The organism is Kitasatospora sp. NPDC058190, from assembly GCF_042883685.1.
GTDB lineage: Bacteria > Actinomycetota > Actinomycetes > Streptomycetales > Streptomycetaceae > Kitasatospora.
On the sequence record NZ_JBHVVI010000016.1, the window covers coordinates 97,357 to 116,003 of the forward strand.

Consider the following 18,647-nt stretch of genomic DNA (forward strand, 5'->3'; position numbering starts at 1 on the left):
ATTCGCTTAAAGTCTTAACACGCCGCGCATCGTGGGTAGTTCCGATGCGCCTCCACTACACCGCTGGGAGATTCCCCATGTGTGACCCCAACCTCAACTCCCCCTCCCTCACCGTCTCCCGCGAGGCGTTGCGCGACGCCATGGAGCGCGCCGGGTACCGCGACCCCGTCATCGCGGACGCCGAACTCGCGCTCGTGGAGCTGATCGTGAACGCGTGGCGGCACGGGCTGACCGCCTCGCCCGTCGTCGTGGTCGAGATCGTCGCCGGCACCACGCGCGTCACCGTCGCCGACCGCAGCTCGACGCTGCCCCAGCAGCAGAAGCCGGACTCGCTCGCCGAGTCCGGCCGGGGGCTCCAGTTGGTCGAGGGGCTCACTCACCGCTGGGGCGCGGAGCCGCAGAAGCTCGGCAAGCGGGTCTGGTTCGAGCTGGAGCTGGGCGGCGCCGCGTGAACGCCCTCCACCCCATCCACCCGGCCGATCCGGCGATCCACCACCTGACCGGCTCGCAGATCACCGAGCTGATCGTGGAACTCCGCACCGAGGGGCGTGAGTTCGGGCTGCTCTGGCCGTCCGCCAAGCCCGGCGAGACCATCCTGAACGGCCGGGTCCTCGTCTCCCTCGGCAACGTCCCAGCCAGCACCGTGATCAACCTCCTCGCGCTGCTGCGCGAGTTCAAGCGCCACCGGAGCTGAGCGCAGCACTCGGGGATGGGTGCCAACTGTGGCACGCGGGCCCCGTCCGTCGAACGGGGCCCGCGCCGTCATCGATGTCCGTCCCTGTCCTTACGATCACGGCATGTCTGATGCCTTCACCGTCCTGTGGACCCAGGGGACCTGCCGTGAGCTGCGCAAAGCGGGTCTCGTGGGCGAGCGGCCGGCGGTCGCCTACAGCGGGATACACCAATCACTGCCTTCCTGGTCGGGTGCCCGTGCCGGGGACGACGTGTACGCGATGCACGTCAACCGGGGCGAGGTCTTCGTGGTGAGCCGGATGCAGGTGCTCGACCTGGAACGGCGCGACTGCTGCGACTCCGGTCACGGCGGCTGGTGGATTCTCGGTGAGGGCGGCTGCGGTGCCTCGGAGGTACACGTGGACGGGACGCCGGTGCGCTTCGACCAGCCGATACCGGGCGAGCTGCTGGAACGGCTCACCTGGCGCAACCGTAGAGGCCAGACCCGTGGCCTGAAGTATGTGGTGGACGGCCGCCTCGAACGCGCGGTCAGCCTCCAGGGCTTCTACCGGCTGATCCCCGAATCGGCCGACGAGCTCGCGGAGCTCGTCGGCCCGTGAGGCCTGCGCGGGAGGTCGACCACGGTGTACCGGGTCGTCAAACCGCTCCGAGCGCCTTGGCCACAGCCTCTCGCACCGCTCCTTCGGCAGGGGCGGGTCGGCCCGTGGCAGCAGCCATTTCCGCAAGCGAGGTCATTGCCACCTCGGGCAGCCCGCAGGCCGTGAAGGCCGAGAACGCTGCCAGGTCCGGTGCGATGTTCAGAGCGAACCCGTGGCTGGTCACGCCGCCACGAATCCTCATGCCGATCGAGGCGACCTTCCTGTGCTCCGGTGTCCAGACCCCCACCAAACTCTGGGCCTTGGGTGGGGTGTCGCGCCGAACGGCCGGCAGGCCCAGTGAGTCCAGGGCACTGATCAAGCCGTGCTCCAGCCAGCGCACGATGTCGCCGGGGCCGCGCTCGCGGAGATTGATCACCAGGTAGCCGATCAGCTGTCCCGGTCCGTGGTAGGTCGCCTGCCCGCCCCTGTCCACCTCGACGAGAGGGATCCCGGTGTGCGCGGGCAGTTCATGGCGCGGTGTCCGGGCGCTGTAGGTGATCACTGGGGGGTGGGTGAGCAGTACCAGCCGGTCGGCGATCAGCCCCTCTTGGCGCTGTCGGACCCAGGTGCCCATCTGCTCGACCGCTTCTGTGTAGGGGATCTCGCCCAGATCAACCCGTTCCAGCTCGCGCTCGCCCATATCCGACCCTCCCAGCGCCAACCCCGTTCGACGGACAGGCCGAGCGTACGCCGGAGCGCGTAGGAAGTCGGCCCGGCCGACTTCCTACGCAATGCAGGCCTACCCCGTTACGGGTTCCAGCCGGAGGTGCTGGTGCGACCAGGATGGCGGCTCGGCCAGGCCGAACCACACGCAGACGTCCTCGCCGGTGCGGATGGGAAGTTGGGGAAAGTCGTTCTCGGCGTGCTCGGTGCGGTGCACCGCATGCTCCGGGCGCAGGTGCCGGGCGGCGTAGGTGTCGAAGGTGGCCGCATCGGAGGCGGGGTGGCAGATGGTGGCGAGCACCTCGCGGGTGCCCGGCGCCGGGGTGAAGCCCGGCCCTTGCAGCAGCAGGACGTCGTCGCTGTCGACCATGGTGGCGTTGGCCGCGTCGCGGTGCTCCCGCCAGACCGGGCCGCCGTAGAAGGCCTCCAGCGAGCGGCGGCGCTCGACCATGTCGGGGAAGGCGCGCAGCCAGACGAAGCGGTCCGGGTCGTCCAGGTCGCGGAAGCGGCCCCCGAGGGTGATGCCCACCGCCTGCTGGCCGGTCACGAACTCGCGCTCGAAGAGCTCGATCAGGGTTTCGCGGGCGCCGGGGTGCAGGGTGTACTGGCGCAGTTCGACGACGAGGCTCATGCGCCGAGTCCCCCCAGGGCCGGTCCGGTCCGGGTGAAGTCCATCGTCCAGTTGAGCTCCCAGGTGGCGCCGCCGTCGGCCGAGAACTCCTGCTCCCAACGGGCGGTGTCCGGACCGAGGCGGTACCAGGTGAAGTGCACCCGGATCGGGCGGCCCTGGTACGTGTCCTCGCCGTGGAAGTCGCCGCGCTCGCCGGTGAAGCCGCCGATCACCGGGGGGTCGAGCCGTCCCGTCCGACTGTCGGACCAGTAGATCGACCACTGCTCGGTCGCACGGTCGAACAGCCGCAGGGTCGCGCCTCGGCGGTCGAGGGTGGGGAAGGCGATCTCGTCGATGTTGCCCGCACCCCCGAACAGCGGCCGGATCACGGACTGGCCGGGGAACTCCTCCCAGGTGCCGCCGCCGGTGAGCGGTGCGGTGAGGCGGCGGTTGGCCACGTCCCAGGAGCCGTGCAGGAAGTCGAAGTCGTTCATGGAGCGGAGGCTAGGACCGCTCCACTGACATCTGCTGTCAGTGGATACTGGGCGGCATGCGCGCGAGTCGGCTGGTCGCCCTGCTCCTCCTGCTGCAGAACCGTGGCCGGATGACCGCCCAGCAGCTGGCCGAGGAGCTGGAGGTCTCGGTCCGTACGGTCTACCGGGACGTCGAGGCGCTGGTCGCCGCCGGCATCCCGCTGTACGGCGAGGCCGGGCACGCGGGCGGCTACCGGCTGGTCGACGGCTACCGGACCCGTCTCACCGGGCTGACGGCCGACGAGGCGCAGGCCGCCTTCCTCGCCGCGCTCCCGGGCACCGCCGCCGAACTCGGCCTGGGCGAGGCGCTCGCCACCGCCCAGCTCAAGCTGCGGGCCGCCCTTCCAGCCGAGCTGCGCGAGCACGCCGGGCGGATCCAGGAGCGCTTCCTGCTCGACGCCCCCGGCTGGTACGGCGAGGCGGACGACACCCCGCACCTGGCGGCCGTCGCCGCTGCGGTGTGGGCGCGCCGGGCGGTGGTGCTGCGGTACCGGCGGTGGCGGGCGCCGGAGGAGATCGAGCGGCGGGTGGAGCCGTACGGGCTGGTGCTCAAGGCCGGCCGCTGGTACCTGGTCGCCGCCGGGCCGTCCGGGACGCGCACCTACCGGGTCGACCAGGTGATCGAACTAGGCGAGCTGGACGAGGAGTTCGCCGTACCGGACGGCTTCGACCTGGCAGCCTACTGGAGGACGTACCTGGAGGACTTCCGCGCCCGGCTGCACACCGGGGAGGCGCTGGTGCGGCTCACCCCGGAGGGCGCCCGCCGCCTCGGGGTGGCTCCCGCGAAGGAGGCCTGGGTGCCGATCGAGTCGATCGACCACGCCCACGGGGAGTTCCTGCGCTTCGGTGCCGACGTCGAGGTGCTCGAACCGGCCGAACTCCGCGACCGCATCGCCGACACCGTCCGGACCCTGGCCGCCCGCTACGACTCGTAAGGATCAGAGGCCGACGAAGTGGTCGAACTCGCCGTCCTTGGCGCCCAGGATCCAGGCGTTGAGCTTGGTGCGGGTGGTGGTGACGACGAGGTCGGGGTTGTCCGACTCGCGGATGTAGACGAACTCGCCCTCGGAGGCGATTTCGAGGCAGTTGGTGTTGGTGCCACTGAAGCTCGACCTCTGCCAGTTGAGCTGGTCCACGGGTGCCTCCCCTGATCGTTTCGCGATGGCCGAAACGAGGGTACTGCTCTACAGCGAGCACAGCGGCATCGTTTCGGTCATGTCAATTCGTGCGAGGCGTTGTGCTATTCCATTGGGGTGTCAGTCGTTCCTACACTGAAGCCCCGCCGCACGGGGGCTGCGGGAACCAGGTTGCCGACGGGCCCGGGGGAGGCACGTGTGACTGACCGTGGCTGGGACGAGGACGACGCCCGGCCGTACTTCTTCCTCTCCTACGCGCACACCCCCAAGTCCGGTGCGCGCGGAGCCGGAGACCCGAACCACTGGGTTCGGCAGCTGTACCGGGACCTGTGCGAGGCGGTGCTGCAACTCACCACCGTCCCGGCCGGGGTGCCGGTCGGGTTCATGGACGAGTCCATGCATCAGGGCGAGTTGTGGGCCGACCGGCTGTCGGAGGAGTTGGCGACCTGCCGGGTGTTCGTGCCGCTGTACTCACCCCGCTACTTCAACAGCGTTCCGTGCGGCCAGGAGTGGCACGCCTTCACCCGCCGTCCGGTCTATCCGGCGACCATCGACGCGGAGCGCACCAGTGGCGTCGTTCCGGTGCTCTGGGCGCCGATGAGCCGCTACCGGCTGCCCAAGGTGGCCAGTGAACTGCAGTTCAACCACGCGGGGTTCGGGCCCGACTACGCCACCGAGGGCCTGTACGCGCTGATGAAGCTGACCTACTTCCGCTCCGCCTACGAACTGGCCGTGCACCGGCTGGCGGCGCGGATCGTGCAGGTGGCGGAGGAGACGGTGATCCCGGTCGGGCGGCGGCTGGACTTCAACACGCTCCCCAGCGCCTTCAACGTGACCGCCCCGACCAAGCAGCTGCGGATCTCCGTACTCGCCTACCACCAGGGGGAGTTGCCGCCGGACCGCAATCCCGACTTCTACGGCGCCAAGCGCACCGACTGGCACCCCTACCGCCCGGCCGGGTCGCCGATCGCGCAGCACGCGGTGCGCCTGGCACGGCAGTTGGGGTTCCAACCGACCGTCCACGAGTTCGACGACGAGGTCGAGTCGATCATCGAGGGCAACGCCGAGGCCCCCGGACTGCTGCTGCTGGACCGGTGGGCGCTGCGCGACCCGCGCCGGCGGGAACTGGTCCGCCGCTTCGACCGCTCCGACGCCACCTGGGTGAGCGTCCTCGAACCGTGGAACACCGACGACCCCGAGTGCGACGGAGACGGCGGCGAGCTGGTCGGGTTGAGCGACCAGACGCTGCGGATCACCCGGCGCGCCGGCCGCCCCAGCTTCCTCGGGGTGACCGGCCCGACCGGGCTGAACACCCTGGAGGACTTCGACGACGCGCTGCCCCGGGCGGCGATGAAGGCCAAGTACGCCTTCGAGAGCCGCACCAGAGCCGAACCGGAGGAGCCGCCGGCACCCCGGCCGAGCCTGCGGGAGGCCTTCCGGCGCGGCCCGAGTCCCTACGGCCCGGACGGCCCCGAAGAAGGCGGGCACCGGGTCGACTCCTTCGGCCCGGACCCGCACGACCCCGACCGCAACGACCGCACCGACCGTGACAACGGCGATGACCCCGATGACGGGATGGCGCCCTTGGGAGGACCACGATGAGCGAGAACCGCACCAGGAACCTCCGCCTCGGCGGCCTCACCGCCGCCGAACTCGCCGCCCAGCGCGAGGCGGCGGTGCAGGACCGCAACGGCCGGATCATCACCTTCTACTCGTACAAGGGCGGCACCGGCCGCACCATGGCCCTCGCCAACACCGCCTGGATCCTGGCGGCCAACGGATTCCGCGTGCTCACCGTGGACTGGGACCTGGAGGCGCCCGGCCTGGCCAAGTTCTTCCACCCCTTCCTCGACCCGGCCTCCCTGGCCGGCACCACCGGGATGATGGACCTGATCGCCGAGTACCGCGAGGAGGCGCTGCGCCCGGTCGAGCACGCCGAGGGCTGGCACCTGGACTTCGCGCGGGTGCACCCGCACGCGCTCTCGCTCTCCTGGCCGCACTTCCCCTCCGGCGGCAGCCTGGACTTCCTCTCCGCCGGCCAGTTCAACCGGGACTACTCCGAGGCCGTCACCCACCTCGACTGGGACATCTTCTACGACCGCTTCGACGGCGGGCAGTTCTTCGACGCCCTCAAGGCCGACATGGCCAAGCGCTACGACTACGTGCTGATCGACTCCCGCACCGGCCTGTCCGACATCGCCGAGATCTGCACCGTGCAGATGCCCGACGACCTGGTGGTCTGCTTCACCCTCAGCGACCAGTCCATCGACGGCGCCTCCCGGATCGCCCAGCACATCCACGACCGCTACCGCGAGCGCGGCATCCGCATCCTGCCCGTCCCGATGCGCATCGACGAGGGCGAGAAGGAGAAGGCGGACGCCGGCCGCGCGCTCGCCCGGGTCCGCTTCGACGGCCTGCCGTCCGGCCTGGGCGGCGACGAGCTCGCCCAGTACTGGGGCTCGGTGGAGATCCCGTACCGGCCGTTCTACGCCTACGAGGAGATCCTCGCCACCTTCGGCGACCAGACCGGCACCCCCACCTCGATGCTGGCCGCCTGCGAGCGGCTCACCTCCATGATCACCGAGGGGCGGGTCACCGGCCTGCCGTCGATGGACGAGGAAGTGCGGCTGCGCTACGTGGACGCCTTCACCCGCCGCCGTCCGTCCGTCCCCGCCGACCTCTACCTGTCCTACGTGCCCGAGGACCGGATGTGGGCGGACTGGATCGAGTCGGTCCTGACCAGGGCCGGCTTCCGGGTGCTGCCGCGCGACCTCAGCGCCGGCACCGACCCGCGCGAGGAGACCGAGCGCGGCATCGACTCCGCCTACCGCACGGTCGCCGTGCTCTCGCCCGCCTACCAGCGCTCCCCGCAGGCGCGGGCGCTGTGGGAGTCGGTGGTCAGCTCCGACCCCTCCGGCACCCGGCGCCAGCTGCTGCCCGTGCGGGTCGGCGACGTCCGGCTCACCGCGCCGTTCAGCAACCGCAACCCGGTGGACCTGGTCGGCCGCGACGAGACCCAGTCGATCCAGAGCCTGCTACGGGCGCTCGGCCGCGGCGACGTCGCGCTCGACGACGCCCCCAGCGGCGGGCCGCGCTTCCCCGGCAGCAAGCCCTCGGTGTGGGACGTCCCGCCGCGCAACCCCTCCTTCACCGGCCGCGCCGCCGTCCTGGAGCAGCTGCGCAACCAGCTGCGCGGCGGCATGGCGGCCGTACTGCCCACCCCGCAGACCCTGTACGGGCTCGGCGGCGTCGGCAAGACCCAGGTGGCGCTGGAGTACGCCCACCGCTTCATGTCCGACTACGACCTGGTGTGGTGGATCGACGCCGAGCAGACCGAGCTGGTCGCCCCGGCGCTGGCCGAACTCGCCCGCCGGCTGGGCCTGCGGGTCGGCGACTCGGTCACCGAGGCCGCCGAGGCCGCCCGCGAGGCGCTGCGCCGCGGCGTGCCCACCTCGCGCTGGCTGCTGATCTTCGACAACGCCGACGAGCCCGCCGAGATCCGCCGGTTCTTCCCCGGCGGCTCCGGCCACATCCTGGTCACCTCCCGCAACCAGGCCTGGACCGGGCACGCCGAGGCGCTGGAGGTCGACGTCTTCACCCGCGGCGAGAGCGTCGAGCACCTGTGCCGGCGCGCCCGCAGCCTCTCCCGCGCGGACGCCGACCGGGTCGCCGAGGCCGTCGGCGACCTGCCGCTGGCCGTCGAGGTGGCCGCCGCCTGGCTGGACACCACCGGCACCCCGGTGGAGACCTACGTCGCCCAGCTGCACGCCGAGGCGGCCCGGGCGCTCGCCGTCGACCACCCCACCGACTACCCGACCCCGGTCGCCGCGACCTGGAACGTCTCGATCGGGCGGCTGCGCCAGCAGTCCCCGGCGGCGGTGCGGCTGCTGCAGCTGTGCGCCTTCTTCGCACCCGAGCCGATCTCGATGAACCTCTTCTACAGCGACCAGATGATCCGGGCGCTGGTGAAGTTCGACGCCGACCTCAGCGACAAGTTCATGCTGGGCAAGGTGATCCAGGCGATCGGCCGGTACGCGCTGGCCAAGGTCGACGCCGGCAGCAACAGCTTCCAGGTGCACCGGCTCGTCCAGGCGGTGATCCGGGCCGGGATGAGCGACGACGAGCAGGAGATCGCCGTCCACGAGGTGCATCGCATCCTCACCGGCGCCCGGCCCGTCCTCGGCGACACCGACGACCCGGCCAACTGGCCCGCCTTCGACGAGATCTGGCCGCACCTGTCGCCGTCCAAGGCGCACAACTGCGACGAGGCGGACACCCGCCAGCTGCTCATCGACCGGGTCCGCTACCTGTGGAAGCGCGGCGAGCTGGACCGCGCCCGCGACCTCGGCCACGCGCTGGACGCGGAGTGGACCAGCAAGCTCGGCGAGGACGACCGGCAGACCCTGCTGCTGCGCTTCCAGCTCGCCAACGTGCTCCGCTCCCAAGGCAATTACGCCGAGGCGCTGGCCCTGGACGAAGCCACCCTGGAGCGCCAGCGGGCGCTTCTCGGCGAGCACCACCCCTACACCCTGATGACGGCCGGCTCGCTCGGCGCCGACCGCCGGGCGCTCGGCCGGTTCCAGGCCGCACTGGACCTGGACCAGGAGATCCTGGAGCAGTTCCGGGAGTTGTTCGGCGACGACAACCCGCGCACGCTCTCCATGGCGAACAACCTGGCGATCGACTACCGGCTGGTCGGCAACAGCGAGGCCGCCCGCGAACTCGACCAGGAGACCCTGGACCGGCGCACCGCCGTGCTCGGCCCCAGGCACCCCTACACCCTGTCCACCAAGTCCAACCTGGCCCGCGACCTGCGCGAACTGGGCGACTACCGCGGCTCGGTGGACCTGCTCCAGGAGGTCACCTCCGACCTCGGCGACGTGCTCGACCCGGACCTGCCCGAGAACCTGCGCAACGCCAAGTCGCTGGCGGTCTCGCTGCGCCGGATCGGCCAGCTCGCCGAGGCCCGCCGGATCACCAAGGAGACCTACGAGCGCTACCTGGAGCGCTACGGCGCCGACGCCCCCGACGCGCTGGCCTGCGCGCTCAACCTGGCCGCCGACCACAGCGCCTCCGGCGACAAGGAGGCCGCCCGGGACCTCTGCTCCACCGTGTTCGAGGGCCACCGGCGGCTGTTCGGCGACGAGCACCCGTTCACCCTGGCCTGTGCCAACAACCTGGGCATCTACCTGCGCGGCAGCGGCGACGTCCAGGGCGCCATCGAGCGCGGCCGGCTCACCGTCGAGGGGCTGACCCGCTCGGTCGGGGCGGCGCACCCGTACACCCTCAACGCGGTGATCAACCTGGCCAACGCCTACGGCGACGACGGGCGGACAGAGCTCGCCGAGGAGCTCGGCCGGGCCGCCTACCAGGGCCTGTGCGAGCGCTACTCGCCGCAGCACCCGGACGCGGTGGCCTGCGAGGCCAACCTGGCGATCACCCTGCGGGCGGCCGGCCGGCACACCGAGGCCGCCGAGCGGCGCGCCCGGGCGATCGCCGAGCTGATCCGGCAGCTCGGCGAGGAACACCCCAACACGGTGTCGGCGCGCGGCTGGAAGCGGATCAACCGCGACCTGGAGCCGCAGCCGGTGTGACCAGGAGGGGGCGGGGTACGCTGCCGAACCATGAGTGACACCCCGCCCCCGGTTCTGGTCACCCGGCGCCTCGCGCCCGGCGTCATCGAGCGGCTCACCGCCCGGTACGCCGTCACCTGCCGCGACACCGACGTGCAGATGGACCGGGCCGAGCTGCTCGACGCCGTCCGCGGCCGCCGGGCCGTGCTCACCACCCTGAACGACCGGGTGGACGCGGAGTTCCTGGAGGCGGCGGGCCCGCAGCTGGAGATCGTCGCCAATCACGCGGTGGGCTTCCACAACATCGACCTGGCCGCCTGCGCCGAGCGCGGCGTGCACGTCACCAACACCCCCGGGGTGCTCACCACCGCCACCGCCGAGACGACCTGGGCGCTGCTGCTGGCCGCCACCCGCCGGCTCGGCGAGGGCGAGCGCCTGCTGCGCTCGGGCACGCCCTGGACCTGGGGGCCGAACTTCCTGCTCGGCCTGGAGCTGGCCGGCACCCCGCTGGGTGTGCTCGGCATGGGCCGGATCGGGCAGGCGGTGGCCCGCCGGGCCCGCGCCTTCGACATGCCGGTGAGCTACCACAACCGCCGCGAACTGCCACCGGAGCAGGCCGAGGGCGCGGAGTGGAAGCCGCTGGAGGAGCTGCTCGCCACCTCCACCGTGCTGGTCGTCACCTGCCCGTGCACCGAGGAGACCCGGCACCTGCTGGACGCCCGCCGACTGGCGATGCTGCCGCGCGGCGCGGTGGTGGTCAGCATGACCGCCGGCGTGGTGGACGAGGAGGCCCTCGCCGCCGCGCTGGAGTCCGGGGCGCTGTTCGCCGCCGCCGTCGACAACTTCGAGCACGAGCCGGACGTCCCGGCCACCCTGCTCGCCCAGGAGCGCGCGGTGCTGGTCCCGCACCTGGGCAGCGCCACCGTCCGCACCCGGCAGGCGATGGGCGGCCTCGCGGTGGACAACATCGTGGCCGTACTGGGCGGGGGCGAACCCTTGACCCCGGTGAAGGCCTAGCCAGGCCAGCCGCGCCCCGGTCCTAGCCGGCCGCCCACGCCAGGGCGGTGGTCATCACCCGGAACGCCCCGAAGTGCGCCGCCCCGGGTTCCAGGAACAGTTCGGAGCCCGGGATGTGGTCGCCCAGCCAGCGGGAGTGGTCGACCGGCGAGAACTGGTCGTCCGCGCCGTGCCACAGCCAGGTCGGCACCCGGATCGACCCGACCTCGAACCCCCAGTCGGCGGTGAAGGCCAGCACGTCGTCGATCCAGCCGTCCGCGCCGTGCCGGAACGCCTCCCGGTAGTTGCTCTGCAGCATCTGCCGCAGCCCGCTGTCCGCCACCACCTCCCGGTCGGCGGGGGAGAGTTCGGTGCGCAGCCCCTTCAGCAGCCGGACCGGGTCGTCCTTGATCTGCCGCGAGCGGAACTCCATCGAGTCCGCGATCCGGCTGTGCCCGCGCTCCGCCTCCCGGTAGGCGCGGATGTTGGACGGGGTCATCCCGGCGTACCAGTCCAGGCCGGTCGCGTCGCGCGGCGCGAGGCCCACCAGGACCGCGACCCGGCTCACCCGCTCCGGCAGCAGGGCCGCGCAGGCCAGGGCGTGCGGGCCGCCGCCGGAGCGGCCGAGCACCGCGAAGCCGCCCAGCCCCAACTCGTCGGCGATGGTGCGGACATCGGCCGCCGCGTGGGCCACCCGGCGGCCGAACAGCCGGGTGGAGTCGCCGTAGCCGGGCCGGTCGTAGGAGATCAGCCGCACTCCCAGCCGGTACAGCACGGTGCTGCGCGGGTGCGGGCCGACCCGGCTGCCGGGCATGCCGTGGAGCAGGAACACCGGACGGCCGCGCGGGTCGCCGAGGGACTCGACGGCAAGGGCGCGGCCGTCCGCCGTTTTGACCATCCGTAACGCCACGCGTTCCTCCTCAGTGCTCCCGGTCGGTGGTGGTGCGCACCTCCCGGCGGGCCTGCCAGGTGGTGTGCTCGCGGGACACCGCGTCCTCGGCGTCCCGGGCCAGCCGGGCCCAGATCTCCTCGGCGTCCACCGACTCAAGGTCCAGTTGGGCGAGTTGGAGGCGGATCAGCTCCAGCTCGTCGGCCGCCAGCCCGTACGCGGCGGCCAGGGGGCGGTACTGGCGCAGCTGCGCCCAGGCGGTGACCGAGGCGGCCACCGCGGAGACCGTGCCCAGTGCGTCGTAGGTGTACGCGCCGAGCGCCCGCAGCACCGCCAGCGCCAGGCCCAGCGCCGGCAGCAGCACGCCCAGCACGCCGGCCCAGTGCCCGGCCCGGGCGCAGTAGCGGGCCTTGGTGCGGTACCAGTCGTGCTGCACCCGGATCCGCTCGTTCAGGTACACCTCGCGGCGCACCGCCAGCGGCTGGTCGCGCAGGTCGCGCATGGCCTCGGTGATCCCGGCGTGCTCCACCCCCGGACCCGGCGCGGCGACCGGGCTGTCCCGGAAGGCGCCGAGCACCCGGTCGAGCTGGAAGCGGTACAGGCCCTCGGCGTCCGGCAGGCTGCGCGGCGGCGGCTGGTAGGCGTCGGCCCGGACGGCGAACTTCCAGGCCAGTGTCTTCACCGACTCGGCGGCGGCCCGGCCCTCGTACCAGAGGCCCTGCGGGTTCTGCCGGCTGATCACCACGGCCAGTGCCATCGCGCCCACGTAGGCCGCGGCCGCCGGCCAGGCCCAGGGCTCGCCGTCGGCCGAGCCGGTCGCCGCGGCGACCAGCAGCAGGAGCAGCTCCCAGGCGGAGAGCAGCACCGCGCGGCGCTGGCCCCGCAGGGAGGCCGTGTCGGCGGCCCAGAAGAACTCGGGCAGCAGCTCGCGCTCGCGCACCCACCCGGTCCGTCCCGCACCAGACGCCATGTTCGGCCCCCACCCGTCGCTCCGGTCGCACCGCTCTCCTGCCCCGGGCGGCTTCCCGGTACGCCTCACGGGCCGCGGGGCCGCCCGCATTGGCCGGGAAGCCCCGGTGGCTTGTCCGATACGCCCCGTGTTCGGCCCGGCACCCAGCGTGGGCCGGGATCGGCCCCCGGCGTGCGTCAGTAGGTGTAGAGGACGCGCTCGGCGTTCTCGGCCATCTGCTTGGCGTTCCACTCGGTGCCGCCCGGGACGTTGCCGGAGCGGAACAGCGGCGGGGCGGGGGCGTCCCCGGTGGCGGCCCGGTCGGCGAGCCGGCCGACCGCGGAGGCGACCACGGCCTGCATCAGCGCGCTGGTCACGATGGTGGAGACCGGGCCGAAGGAGGTCTCGGCACCCGGGTGGGTCAGCTCGCCGTCGCCGACCGCCACCTTGCTGTCCAGCACCACGTCGCAATGGTCCTTCAGGTAGCTGCCGGAGGGGTGCGCGGAGGGCACCTCGCCCGGGTAGGCCAGCGAGGTCAGCCCGATCACCTTCAGGCCGCGGTCCCGGGCGTGGCGGGCCAGCTCGACCGGCATCACCTGACGGCCGGACAGCGAGATCAGGAACAGCAGGTCCCCGGCGGTCGCCGGGGTGAGGTCCAGGGTGGCGGTGGCCAGCCCGGAGACCCGCTCCAGGGCGGAGGCCAGCGGCGCGGGCATCGTCGTCACCCCGGCCATCCCGGGCACGTTCAGCAGGTTCATCGGGACCAGCCCGCCGGCGCGGTAGACCACGTCCTGGGCCGGCAGCGAGGAGTGCCCGGCGCCGAAGGTGAACACCCGGCGGCCCTCGGAGATCGCCTCCGCCAGCAGGGCGGCGGCCGCCTCGATGGCGCCGGCCTCCTCCTCGCGGACCCGCCGCAGGTGTTCGATCGCGGCGTCGAAGTACCTGCCGACCAGGTCGTTCATCGGTTGCCTCCGCTCTCTGCCGGTGGGGGCCCCGGCCGGTGGGGCGGCCGGGGTGGTCCAGACCGCCAGTGGAGAAAGCTACGGCGAGCACGGTGGCGCCCCGGCAGCACAGCTGTCAACAGGAACGAAAACCGGTACCGGAAACCCCTGGGCGGGCCCGCTTGTCGGTGCGGTACGTCAGAATTGGCGGTGAGGACACCGAAGAACGGAGCCAGCGGCGATGTCTGGGCTGATCGACACCACTGAGATGTACCTTCGCACCATCCTGGAACTGGAGGAAGAGGGCATCGTCCCGATGCGCGCCCGGATCGCCGAGCGCCTGGAGCAGAGCGGTCCCACGGTCAGCCAGACGGTCGGCCGGATGGAGCGCGACGGCCTGCTCCAGGTCGCGGGGGACCGCCACCTCGAACTCACCGAGGAGGGCCGCCGACTCGCGGTGCGTGTCATGCGCAAGCACCGCATCGCCGAGTGCCTGCTGGTCGACGTGATCGGCCTGGAGTGGGAGCAGGTGCACGAGGAGGCCTGCCGCTGGGAGCACGTGATGAGCGAGACGGTCGAGCGCAAGGTGCTCGCCATGCTCGGCCACCCGACCCAGTCCCCGTACGGCAACCCGATCCCGGGCCTGGACGAGCTGGGCGACGCCAAGGCCGAGGGCGAGGGCTTCGACGCCGCGCTCGTCCCGCTGGACACCGTCAAGCCGGGCGCCGCGGGCGCCAGCGTGGTGGTCCGCCGGATCGGCGAGCCGATCCAGACCGACAGCGAGCTGATGAGCACCCTGCGCCGGGCCGGCGTCCGGCCGGGCTCCACGGTGAAGGTGAACACCGGTGTGGCCGGTGTGCTGGTCGGCACCGGGGACACCGCGGCGGAGCTGGGCAAGGACATCGCCCAGCACGTGTTCGTCGCCCAGGCCTGATGCGTCCGTCCGGCCGGAACGACCGGCACGGACGGCAACGGCCGACAGGCAACGACAACGGCCGGTACGAACGATCAGGGCCCGCTGCTCCCCGTGCAGCGGGCCCTTCCCGTCCTCCCCGGTTCCCTCCCGGTCCCCTCCGTTCCCTCCCGTTTCCCCTCCACCGCCTCGCCCGGCTTCCCCGTCCGAGCGACCCTTCCGGCGTCCCCTCACACCGCAATTCCTCCCCTCGGCCGATCATGGCAATCCTTGAGCGCTGTCACTCGTACGAGGGGCTTCTTCGCTTGACCAGCGGGTAGATCCGGGTCTTATCCGCACATGCGTGTGACGGGCCCCGCCTCCGGTGGGAGACAAGGCCCGTCACTCGGGCGCGGGGTGTCGCGCGGTGCACGCCCTCACCCGATCGGGCGCGGGGCGGCAGGATCCGGGGGTCAGACGCCGGCCGGCTGGGCGGCCTGGGCGTGCTGCGCGGGCGCCTCGCGGCCGCACGCGTAGGCGAGCGGGCTGATCAGTTCGGCGGCGTCCGGCAGCCAGCGGTTGAGCGCGGAGGGGGAGCGGGCCCACTGGGCGTAGCCGGTGGAGCCGATCCGGGACGGCGGGGCGACCGTCCAGTCCCCCTCACCGCGGGCGACCAGGTCCAGCCGTCCGGGCGGCCAGCCCAGCTTGCGGAGCATCTCCGGCAGCTTGGCCGCGACCCCGGGCAGCACCAGGAAGTGCAGTCGCCGCCCCACCCGGCCGGGCGCGGCGGGCAGCACCACGACCGGGCCGAGCTGGAGGTCCATCCGCTCCATCCGGGCCAGCGCCAGGCACCCGGCGGTCTCCGGGACGTCCAGGACGTCGAAGGACCGGCCGGTGGGCAGCAGGATCGAGGCCTTGGGCCGTTCGGTCCACCAGCGGCGCACCGCGCCCGGCCCGGCGCTCGCCTTGCGGGCCCAGTCCGCGTCCAGCGGGTGGGCGCCCGGCAGCGTGCAGCGCGGGTCGCCGCAGGAGCAGCGGGCGGGTCCGTCGCCGTCGATCAGCCAGGCGCCCGGGGCCACCTCCCAGTGGCGGTTCTCGGCGTAGCCGACGGCTTCGATCAGCATCGGGGGCAGCTCGGCGCTCTTGTCCTGGCCGGGGGCGTCGGGGATGTCTTCCACGCGCTGCTCAACTACCGTGTGTGAGGCTGGTTACGGCCCGGAGGGGCCCGGTCGGGTGCATCCCGGCAATGTCACCCGAACCGGTGACTCAAGCGAGTTGGGGCGGGCGGAGGCGGGCGCAGCGGGGGCGCACGGAAGCATTACCCAGGGCGCGCGGGGGGTGCGGTTCGTCACCGTGGGTATCCCGCTGGCGTTGCTGATCGCTAACCTGGTGTCAGATTCCTTGGACGGTCGGACAGTCGGCAACAGATCAGCAGAATCGTCGCCCGCCGGCCGGGACCGGAGGGTGTGGGGAGGCGAAGCCCAATGGCCGCGAGACCACTCGTCGCACGACAGCCCAACGAGCGTCTGCAGCAACTGATCCAGGAGGCCAGCTGCTCCAACGCCGGCCTGGCGCGCAGGGTCAACCTGTGCGGCGCGGAGCACGGACTGGACCTGCGCTACGACAAGACCTCCGTGGCCCGCTGGCTGCGCGGGCAGCAGCCGCGCGGGCAGGCGCCGGCCGTGATCGCCGAGGCCCTGGGCCGCAAGCTCGGCCGCAGCGTGTCGGTCGAGGAGATCGGCATGGCCGACGGCAAGAACCTCAGCTCCGGCATCGGGCTGCAGTTCGCGCCGACCCTGAACGCGGCCCTGGAGCAGGTGTGCGAGCTGTGGCGCAGTGACGTCGGCCGGCGGGACTTCCTGACCGGGGCGACGGTCGCCGCCTCGGCCCTGGTGGAGCCCAGCCGGGACTGGCTGATCACCCCGCCCGACCCGGTGGTGGCGCGCAGCGGCGGCCCCCGGGTCGGCCCGACCGACGTGGCCGCGATCAAGGCCACCACCGCGATGCTGGTCGACCTGGACCACCGCTTCGGCAGCGGGCACGTCCGCCCGGTGGTCGTGCACTACCTCAACTCGGTGGTCTCCGGCCTGCTCGGCGGCGCCTACCGGGAGGAGACCGGTCGCCAGCTCTTCGCCGCGGTGGCCCGGCTGACCGAGCTGGCCGGCTACATGGCGGTGGACACCGGGCAGCCCGGGCTGGCCCAGCGCTACTACATCCAGGCCCTGCGGCTGGCCCAGGCCGCCGACGACCGGGGCTACGGCGGCTACGTGCTGGCCGCCTCGATGAGCCACCTGGCGGCCACCCTCGGCAACCCGCGGGAGATCGCCCAGCTGGCCCGCGCCGCCCAGGAGGGCGCCCGGACGGTCGCCACCCCGACGGCGATGGCGATGTTCTACGCCGCCGAGGCCCGCGGCCACGCCCTGCTCGGCGACGCCCGTTCCTGCGAGGCGGTGTCGGCCAAGGCGCTGGAGATGATGGGGAAGCGTCGCGCGGAAAACGACCCGGACTGGATCGCCCACTTCGACGACGCCTACCTCGCCGACGAGCTCGCCCACTGCCACCGGGACCTGGAGCAGGCCGGCCAGGCCGAGCACTACGCCCGCCGGGCGCTCGACCTGCACCCGCCGACCCGGGTCCGCCGCCGGGCGGTGGACCTGGTGCTCCTCGCCACCGCCCAGCTCCAGCAGCGCGACCTGGAGCGCGCCTGTGAGACGGGCACCCAGGCGGTGCGGCTGCTCAGCGGGCTGCGCTCCAACCGGGGCGTGGAGTACCTGGACGAGTTCCGGCGCCGGCTGGAGCCCTACCGGGAGCAGCGGGTGGTGCGCGAGTTCCACGCCCGGGTGGACGCGGAGGCGGCCTAGGGGGCCCGTCCTGGGGCCCGTCGGACGGCGGGACGGGTCCTGGGATCGTCTGTGCAGGGAGCGTGTGGGATTGTCCCGCCCACGTGGTCACCCGGTGAGGCGAACCGGTAGCGTGGGCGCGACGTCCAAGGAACTGTGATGCTCCCAAGAACCGACGAGATGTGGTCCGCCGTCAGCCCGCGGTCCGGCCCAGGTGAGGAATCGCGTTGAGCCAGCGCCGGTCGTACCCCAACTCGGGTGACTTCAACCTGGACGATCTGTTCCGTCCGGAGCCCGGCCAGCCCCAGGGCCAGCCGGGCCATCCGCAGGGCCCCACGGCCGTGCCGCCGGTCGGGCAGCCGTCCGGCCAGCCGGAGTACCTCGGCGAGGGCGCGCACGCGATGCCGACCCAGGCCGTGCCGGCCCAGCAGCCCCCGTGGGGCGCCGCGCCGCAGCCGGGTTACGCCCCCCAGCCCGGTTACGGCAGCCCGCAGCCCGAGGCCCCGGAGACCCAGCACCTCCCGCCGTACCCGGCGGGCGACCCGCAGGGCGGCTACCCGGTGCAGCAGTCCGGGTACGGCGTCCCGCCGCAGGCCGCGCCCGGTTACCAGGGCTACGCGCCGCAGCCGCAGCAGCCGGTGTATCCCGCGCAGGGCTACGGCCAGGAGGCCTACGGCCAGAACACCTACGGGCCGGACCCGGACGCCACCCAGGGCGGCGGCTCCGCCCGCGGCGGCCGCCCGTCCGGCAAGCTGGTCATCGGCGGTGTGGTGGCGGGCTGCGCGGTGGCCGGCGTGCTGGTCGCCGTGCTGATGAGCGGCGGCGGGGACGACACCAAGGGCGCCCAGAAGACCACCCCGGTCGCCGCCACCGGCAGCAGCACCGCGTCCGGCACGGCGAGCGCGAGCGGCTCCGGCGCGGCGGTCGACCCGGAGGTCAAGGCCCAGGCGCAGCCGCTGTCGGACCTGCTGGGCACGGCGAGCGACAGCCGCAGCTCGGTGGTCTCCGCCGTCGCCTCGGTGCAGAAGTGCGACAAGCTCCCGGACTCGCAGCAGGCCCTGGCCGCCGCGGCCGGCAAGCGGCGCGAGCTGCAGACCAAGCTCGGCCAGCTGAAGACCGACAAGCTGCCCGGCGGCCAGCAGCTGGTCGACCAGCTCAACGCCGCCTGGACGGCCTCGGCCCAGGCCGACGACGAGTACGCGGCCTGGGCGACGGACGCCCAGTCCTCCTGCGACCCGAAGAAGCCGGACACCGGCAACCAGCACTACAAGAACGCCGTCCAGGCCAGCGGCTG

The 18,647-nt window shown here is 72.8% G+C and carries 17 protein-coding genes and 1 pseudogene; 10 read left to right on the forward strand and 8 right to left on the reverse strand.

The window, feature by feature from the left end:
- Positions 1 to 77: 77 nt before the first annotated feature.
- The 3 genes from ACFVWU_RS10500 to ACFVWU_RS10510 all read left to right on the forward strand — a co-directional run bounded on the left by ACFVWU_RS10500 (position 78) and on the right by ACFVWU_RS10510 (position 1,292).
- A complete protein-coding gene (locus tag ACFVWU_RS10500) occupies positions 78 to 452 on the forward strand; it encodes an ATP-binding protein (RefSeq protein WP_387617837.1) in 375 nt (124 codons plus the stop codon).
- Positions 449 to 694, forward strand: coding sequence for a hypothetical protein (locus ACFVWU_RS10505; protein WP_387617839.1), 246 nt, complete (start codon positions 449 to 451; stop codon positions 692 to 694). Before ACFVWU_RS10500 ends, ACFVWU_RS10505 begins: the two co-directional genes overlap by 4 nt.
- A 103-nt stretch (positions 695 to 797) precedes the next feature.
- A complete protein-coding gene (locus ACFVWU_RS10510; RefSeq protein ID WP_387617841.1) occupies positions 798 to 1,292 on the forward strand; it encodes a hypothetical protein in 495 nt (164 codons plus the stop codon).
- A gap of 37 nt (positions 1,293 to 1,329) precedes the next feature.
- Here the strand turns inward: ACFVWU_RS10510 and lipB are convergent, their stop codons facing one another.
- From lipB to ACFVWU_RS10525, 3 genes are all read right to left on the reverse strand, one after another.
- Positions 1,330 to 1,971, reverse strand: coding sequence for a lipoyl(octanoyl) transferase LipB (gene lipB, locus ACFVWU_RS10515; RefSeq protein ID WP_387617843.1), 642 nt, complete (start codon positions 1,969 to 1,971; stop codon positions 1,330 to 1,332).
- 99 nt (positions 1,972 to 2,070) lie between these two features.
- Positions 2,071 to 2,625 (reverse strand): NIPSNAP family protein, encoded by a 555-nt coding sequence (locus tag ACFVWU_RS10520; RefSeq protein WP_387617845.1) that lies wholly within the window; start codon positions 2,623 to 2,625, stop codon positions 2,071 to 2,073.
- Positions 2,622 to 3,098 carry a hypothetical protein gene (locus ACFVWU_RS10525; RefSeq protein ID WP_387617847.1) on the reverse strand — a complete coding sequence of 159 codons (477 nt, stop codon included), beginning with the start codon at positions 3,096 to 3,098 and terminating at the stop codon, positions 2,622 to 2,624. The genes ACFVWU_RS10520 and ACFVWU_RS10525 overlap by 4 nt, the downstream gene beginning before the upstream one ends.
- Positions 3,099 to 3,154: 56 nt before the next feature.
- Here ACFVWU_RS10525 and ACFVWU_RS10530 point away from each other — a divergent pair, with 56 nt between their 5' ends.
- Positions 3,155 to 4,072 (forward strand): helix-turn-helix transcriptional regulator, encoded by a 918-nt coding sequence (locus tag ACFVWU_RS10530; RefSeq protein WP_387617849.1) that lies wholly within the window; start codon positions 3,155 to 3,157, stop codon positions 4,070 to 4,072.
- Positions 4,073 to 4,075: 3 nt separating this feature from the next.
- Here the strand turns inward: ACFVWU_RS10530 and ACFVWU_RS10535 are convergent, their stop codons facing one another.
- The gene (locus ACFVWU_RS10535) at positions 4,076 to 4,273 is read right to left on the reverse strand and encodes a DUF397 domain-containing protein (protein WP_387617851.1); all 198 of its coding nucleotides are present in this window, start codon (positions 4,271 to 4,273) and stop codon (positions 4,076 to 4,078) included.
- Between the two features lie 198 nt (positions 4,274 to 4,471).
- Here ACFVWU_RS10535 and ACFVWU_RS10540 point away from each other — a divergent pair, with 198 nt between their 5' ends.
- Genes ACFVWU_RS10540 through ACFVWU_RS10550 form a run of 3 tightly spaced genes read left to right on the forward strand, consistent with a single transcriptional unit; the run spans position 4,472 to position 10,863 of the window.
- Positions 4,472 to 5,875, forward strand: a complete 1,404-nt coding sequence (locus ACFVWU_RS10540; protein ID WP_387617853.1) for a TIR-like protein FxsC — start codon at positions 4,472 to 4,474, stop codon at positions 5,873 to 5,875.
- The gene (gene fxsT / locus ACFVWU_RS10545; RefSeq protein ID WP_387617855.1) at positions 5,872 to 9,867 is read left to right on the forward strand and encodes an FxSxx-COOH system tetratricopeptide repeat protein; all 3,996 of its coding nucleotides are present in this window, start codon (positions 5,872 to 5,874) and stop codon (positions 9,865 to 9,867) included. Before ACFVWU_RS10540 ends, fxsT begins: the two co-directional genes overlap by 4 nt.
- Before the next feature lie 30 nt (positions 9,868 to 9,897).
- Positions 9,898 to 10,863, forward strand: a complete 966-nt coding sequence (locus ACFVWU_RS10550; protein ID WP_387617857.1) for a 2-hydroxyacid dehydrogenase — start codon at positions 9,898 to 9,900, stop codon at positions 10,861 to 10,863.
- 22 nt (positions 10,864 to 10,885) lie between these two features.
- Here the strand turns inward: ACFVWU_RS10550 and ACFVWU_RS10555 are convergent, their stop codons facing one another.
- The 3 genes from ACFVWU_RS10555 to ACFVWU_RS10565 all read right to left on the reverse strand — a co-directional run bounded on the left by ACFVWU_RS10555 (position 10,886) and on the right by ACFVWU_RS10565 (position 13,642).
- Positions 10,886 to 11,740: an alpha/beta fold hydrolase gene (locus ACFVWU_RS10555; protein ID WP_387617883.1), complete on the reverse strand. Its 855-nt coding sequence runs from the start codon at positions 11,738 to 11,740 to the stop codon at positions 10,886 to 10,888.
- Between the two features lie 22 nt (positions 11,741 to 11,762).
- The gene (locus ACFVWU_RS10560) at positions 11,763 to 12,671 is read right to left on the reverse strand and encodes a DUF4231 domain-containing protein (protein WP_387617859.1); all 909 of its coding nucleotides are present in this window, start codon (positions 12,669 to 12,671) and stop codon (positions 11,763 to 11,765) included.
- Positions 12,672 to 12,877: 206 nt separating this feature from the next.
- The gene (locus tag ACFVWU_RS10565) at positions 12,878 to 13,642 is read right to left on the reverse strand and encodes an SIS domain-containing protein (RefSeq protein WP_387617861.1); all 765 of its coding nucleotides are present in this window, start codon (positions 13,640 to 13,642) and stop codon (positions 12,878 to 12,880) included.
- 220 nt (positions 13,643 to 13,862) lie between these two features.
- Between ACFVWU_RS10565 and ACFVWU_RS10570 the strand changes: the two genes are divergently transcribed.
- Entirely contained in the window at positions 13,863 to 14,555 is a 693-nt protein-coding gene (locus ACFVWU_RS10570) for a metal-dependent transcriptional regulator (protein ID WP_387617863.1), read from the forward strand.
- 431 nt (positions 14,556 to 14,986) lie between these two features.
- On the opposite strand, the gene ACFVWU_RS10575 is transcribed toward ACFVWU_RS10570, so the two are convergent.
- The gene (locus ACFVWU_RS10575) at positions 14,987 to 15,637 is read right to left on the reverse strand and encodes a bifunctional DNA primase/polymerase (RefSeq protein ID WP_387617885.1); all 651 of its coding nucleotides are present in this window, start codon (positions 15,635 to 15,637) and stop codon (positions 14,987 to 14,989) included.
- A gap of 360 nt (positions 15,638 to 15,997) precedes the next feature.
- On the opposite strand from ACFVWU_RS10575, the gene ACFVWU_RS10580 reads away from it, so the two are divergent.
- Together ACFVWU_RS10580 and ACFVWU_RS10585 are read left to right on the forward strand one after the other, a co-directional pair.
- Positions 15,998 to 17,374 (forward strand): transcriptional regulator, encoded by a 1,377-nt coding sequence (locus ACFVWU_RS10580; protein ID WP_387617865.1) that lies wholly within the window; start codon positions 15,998 to 16,000, stop codon positions 17,372 to 17,374.
- A gap of 206 nt (positions 17,375 to 17,580) precedes the next feature.
- Positions 17,581 to 18,647, forward strand: a pseudogene (locus ACFVWU_RS10585) (hypothetical protein); the annotation flags it as partial.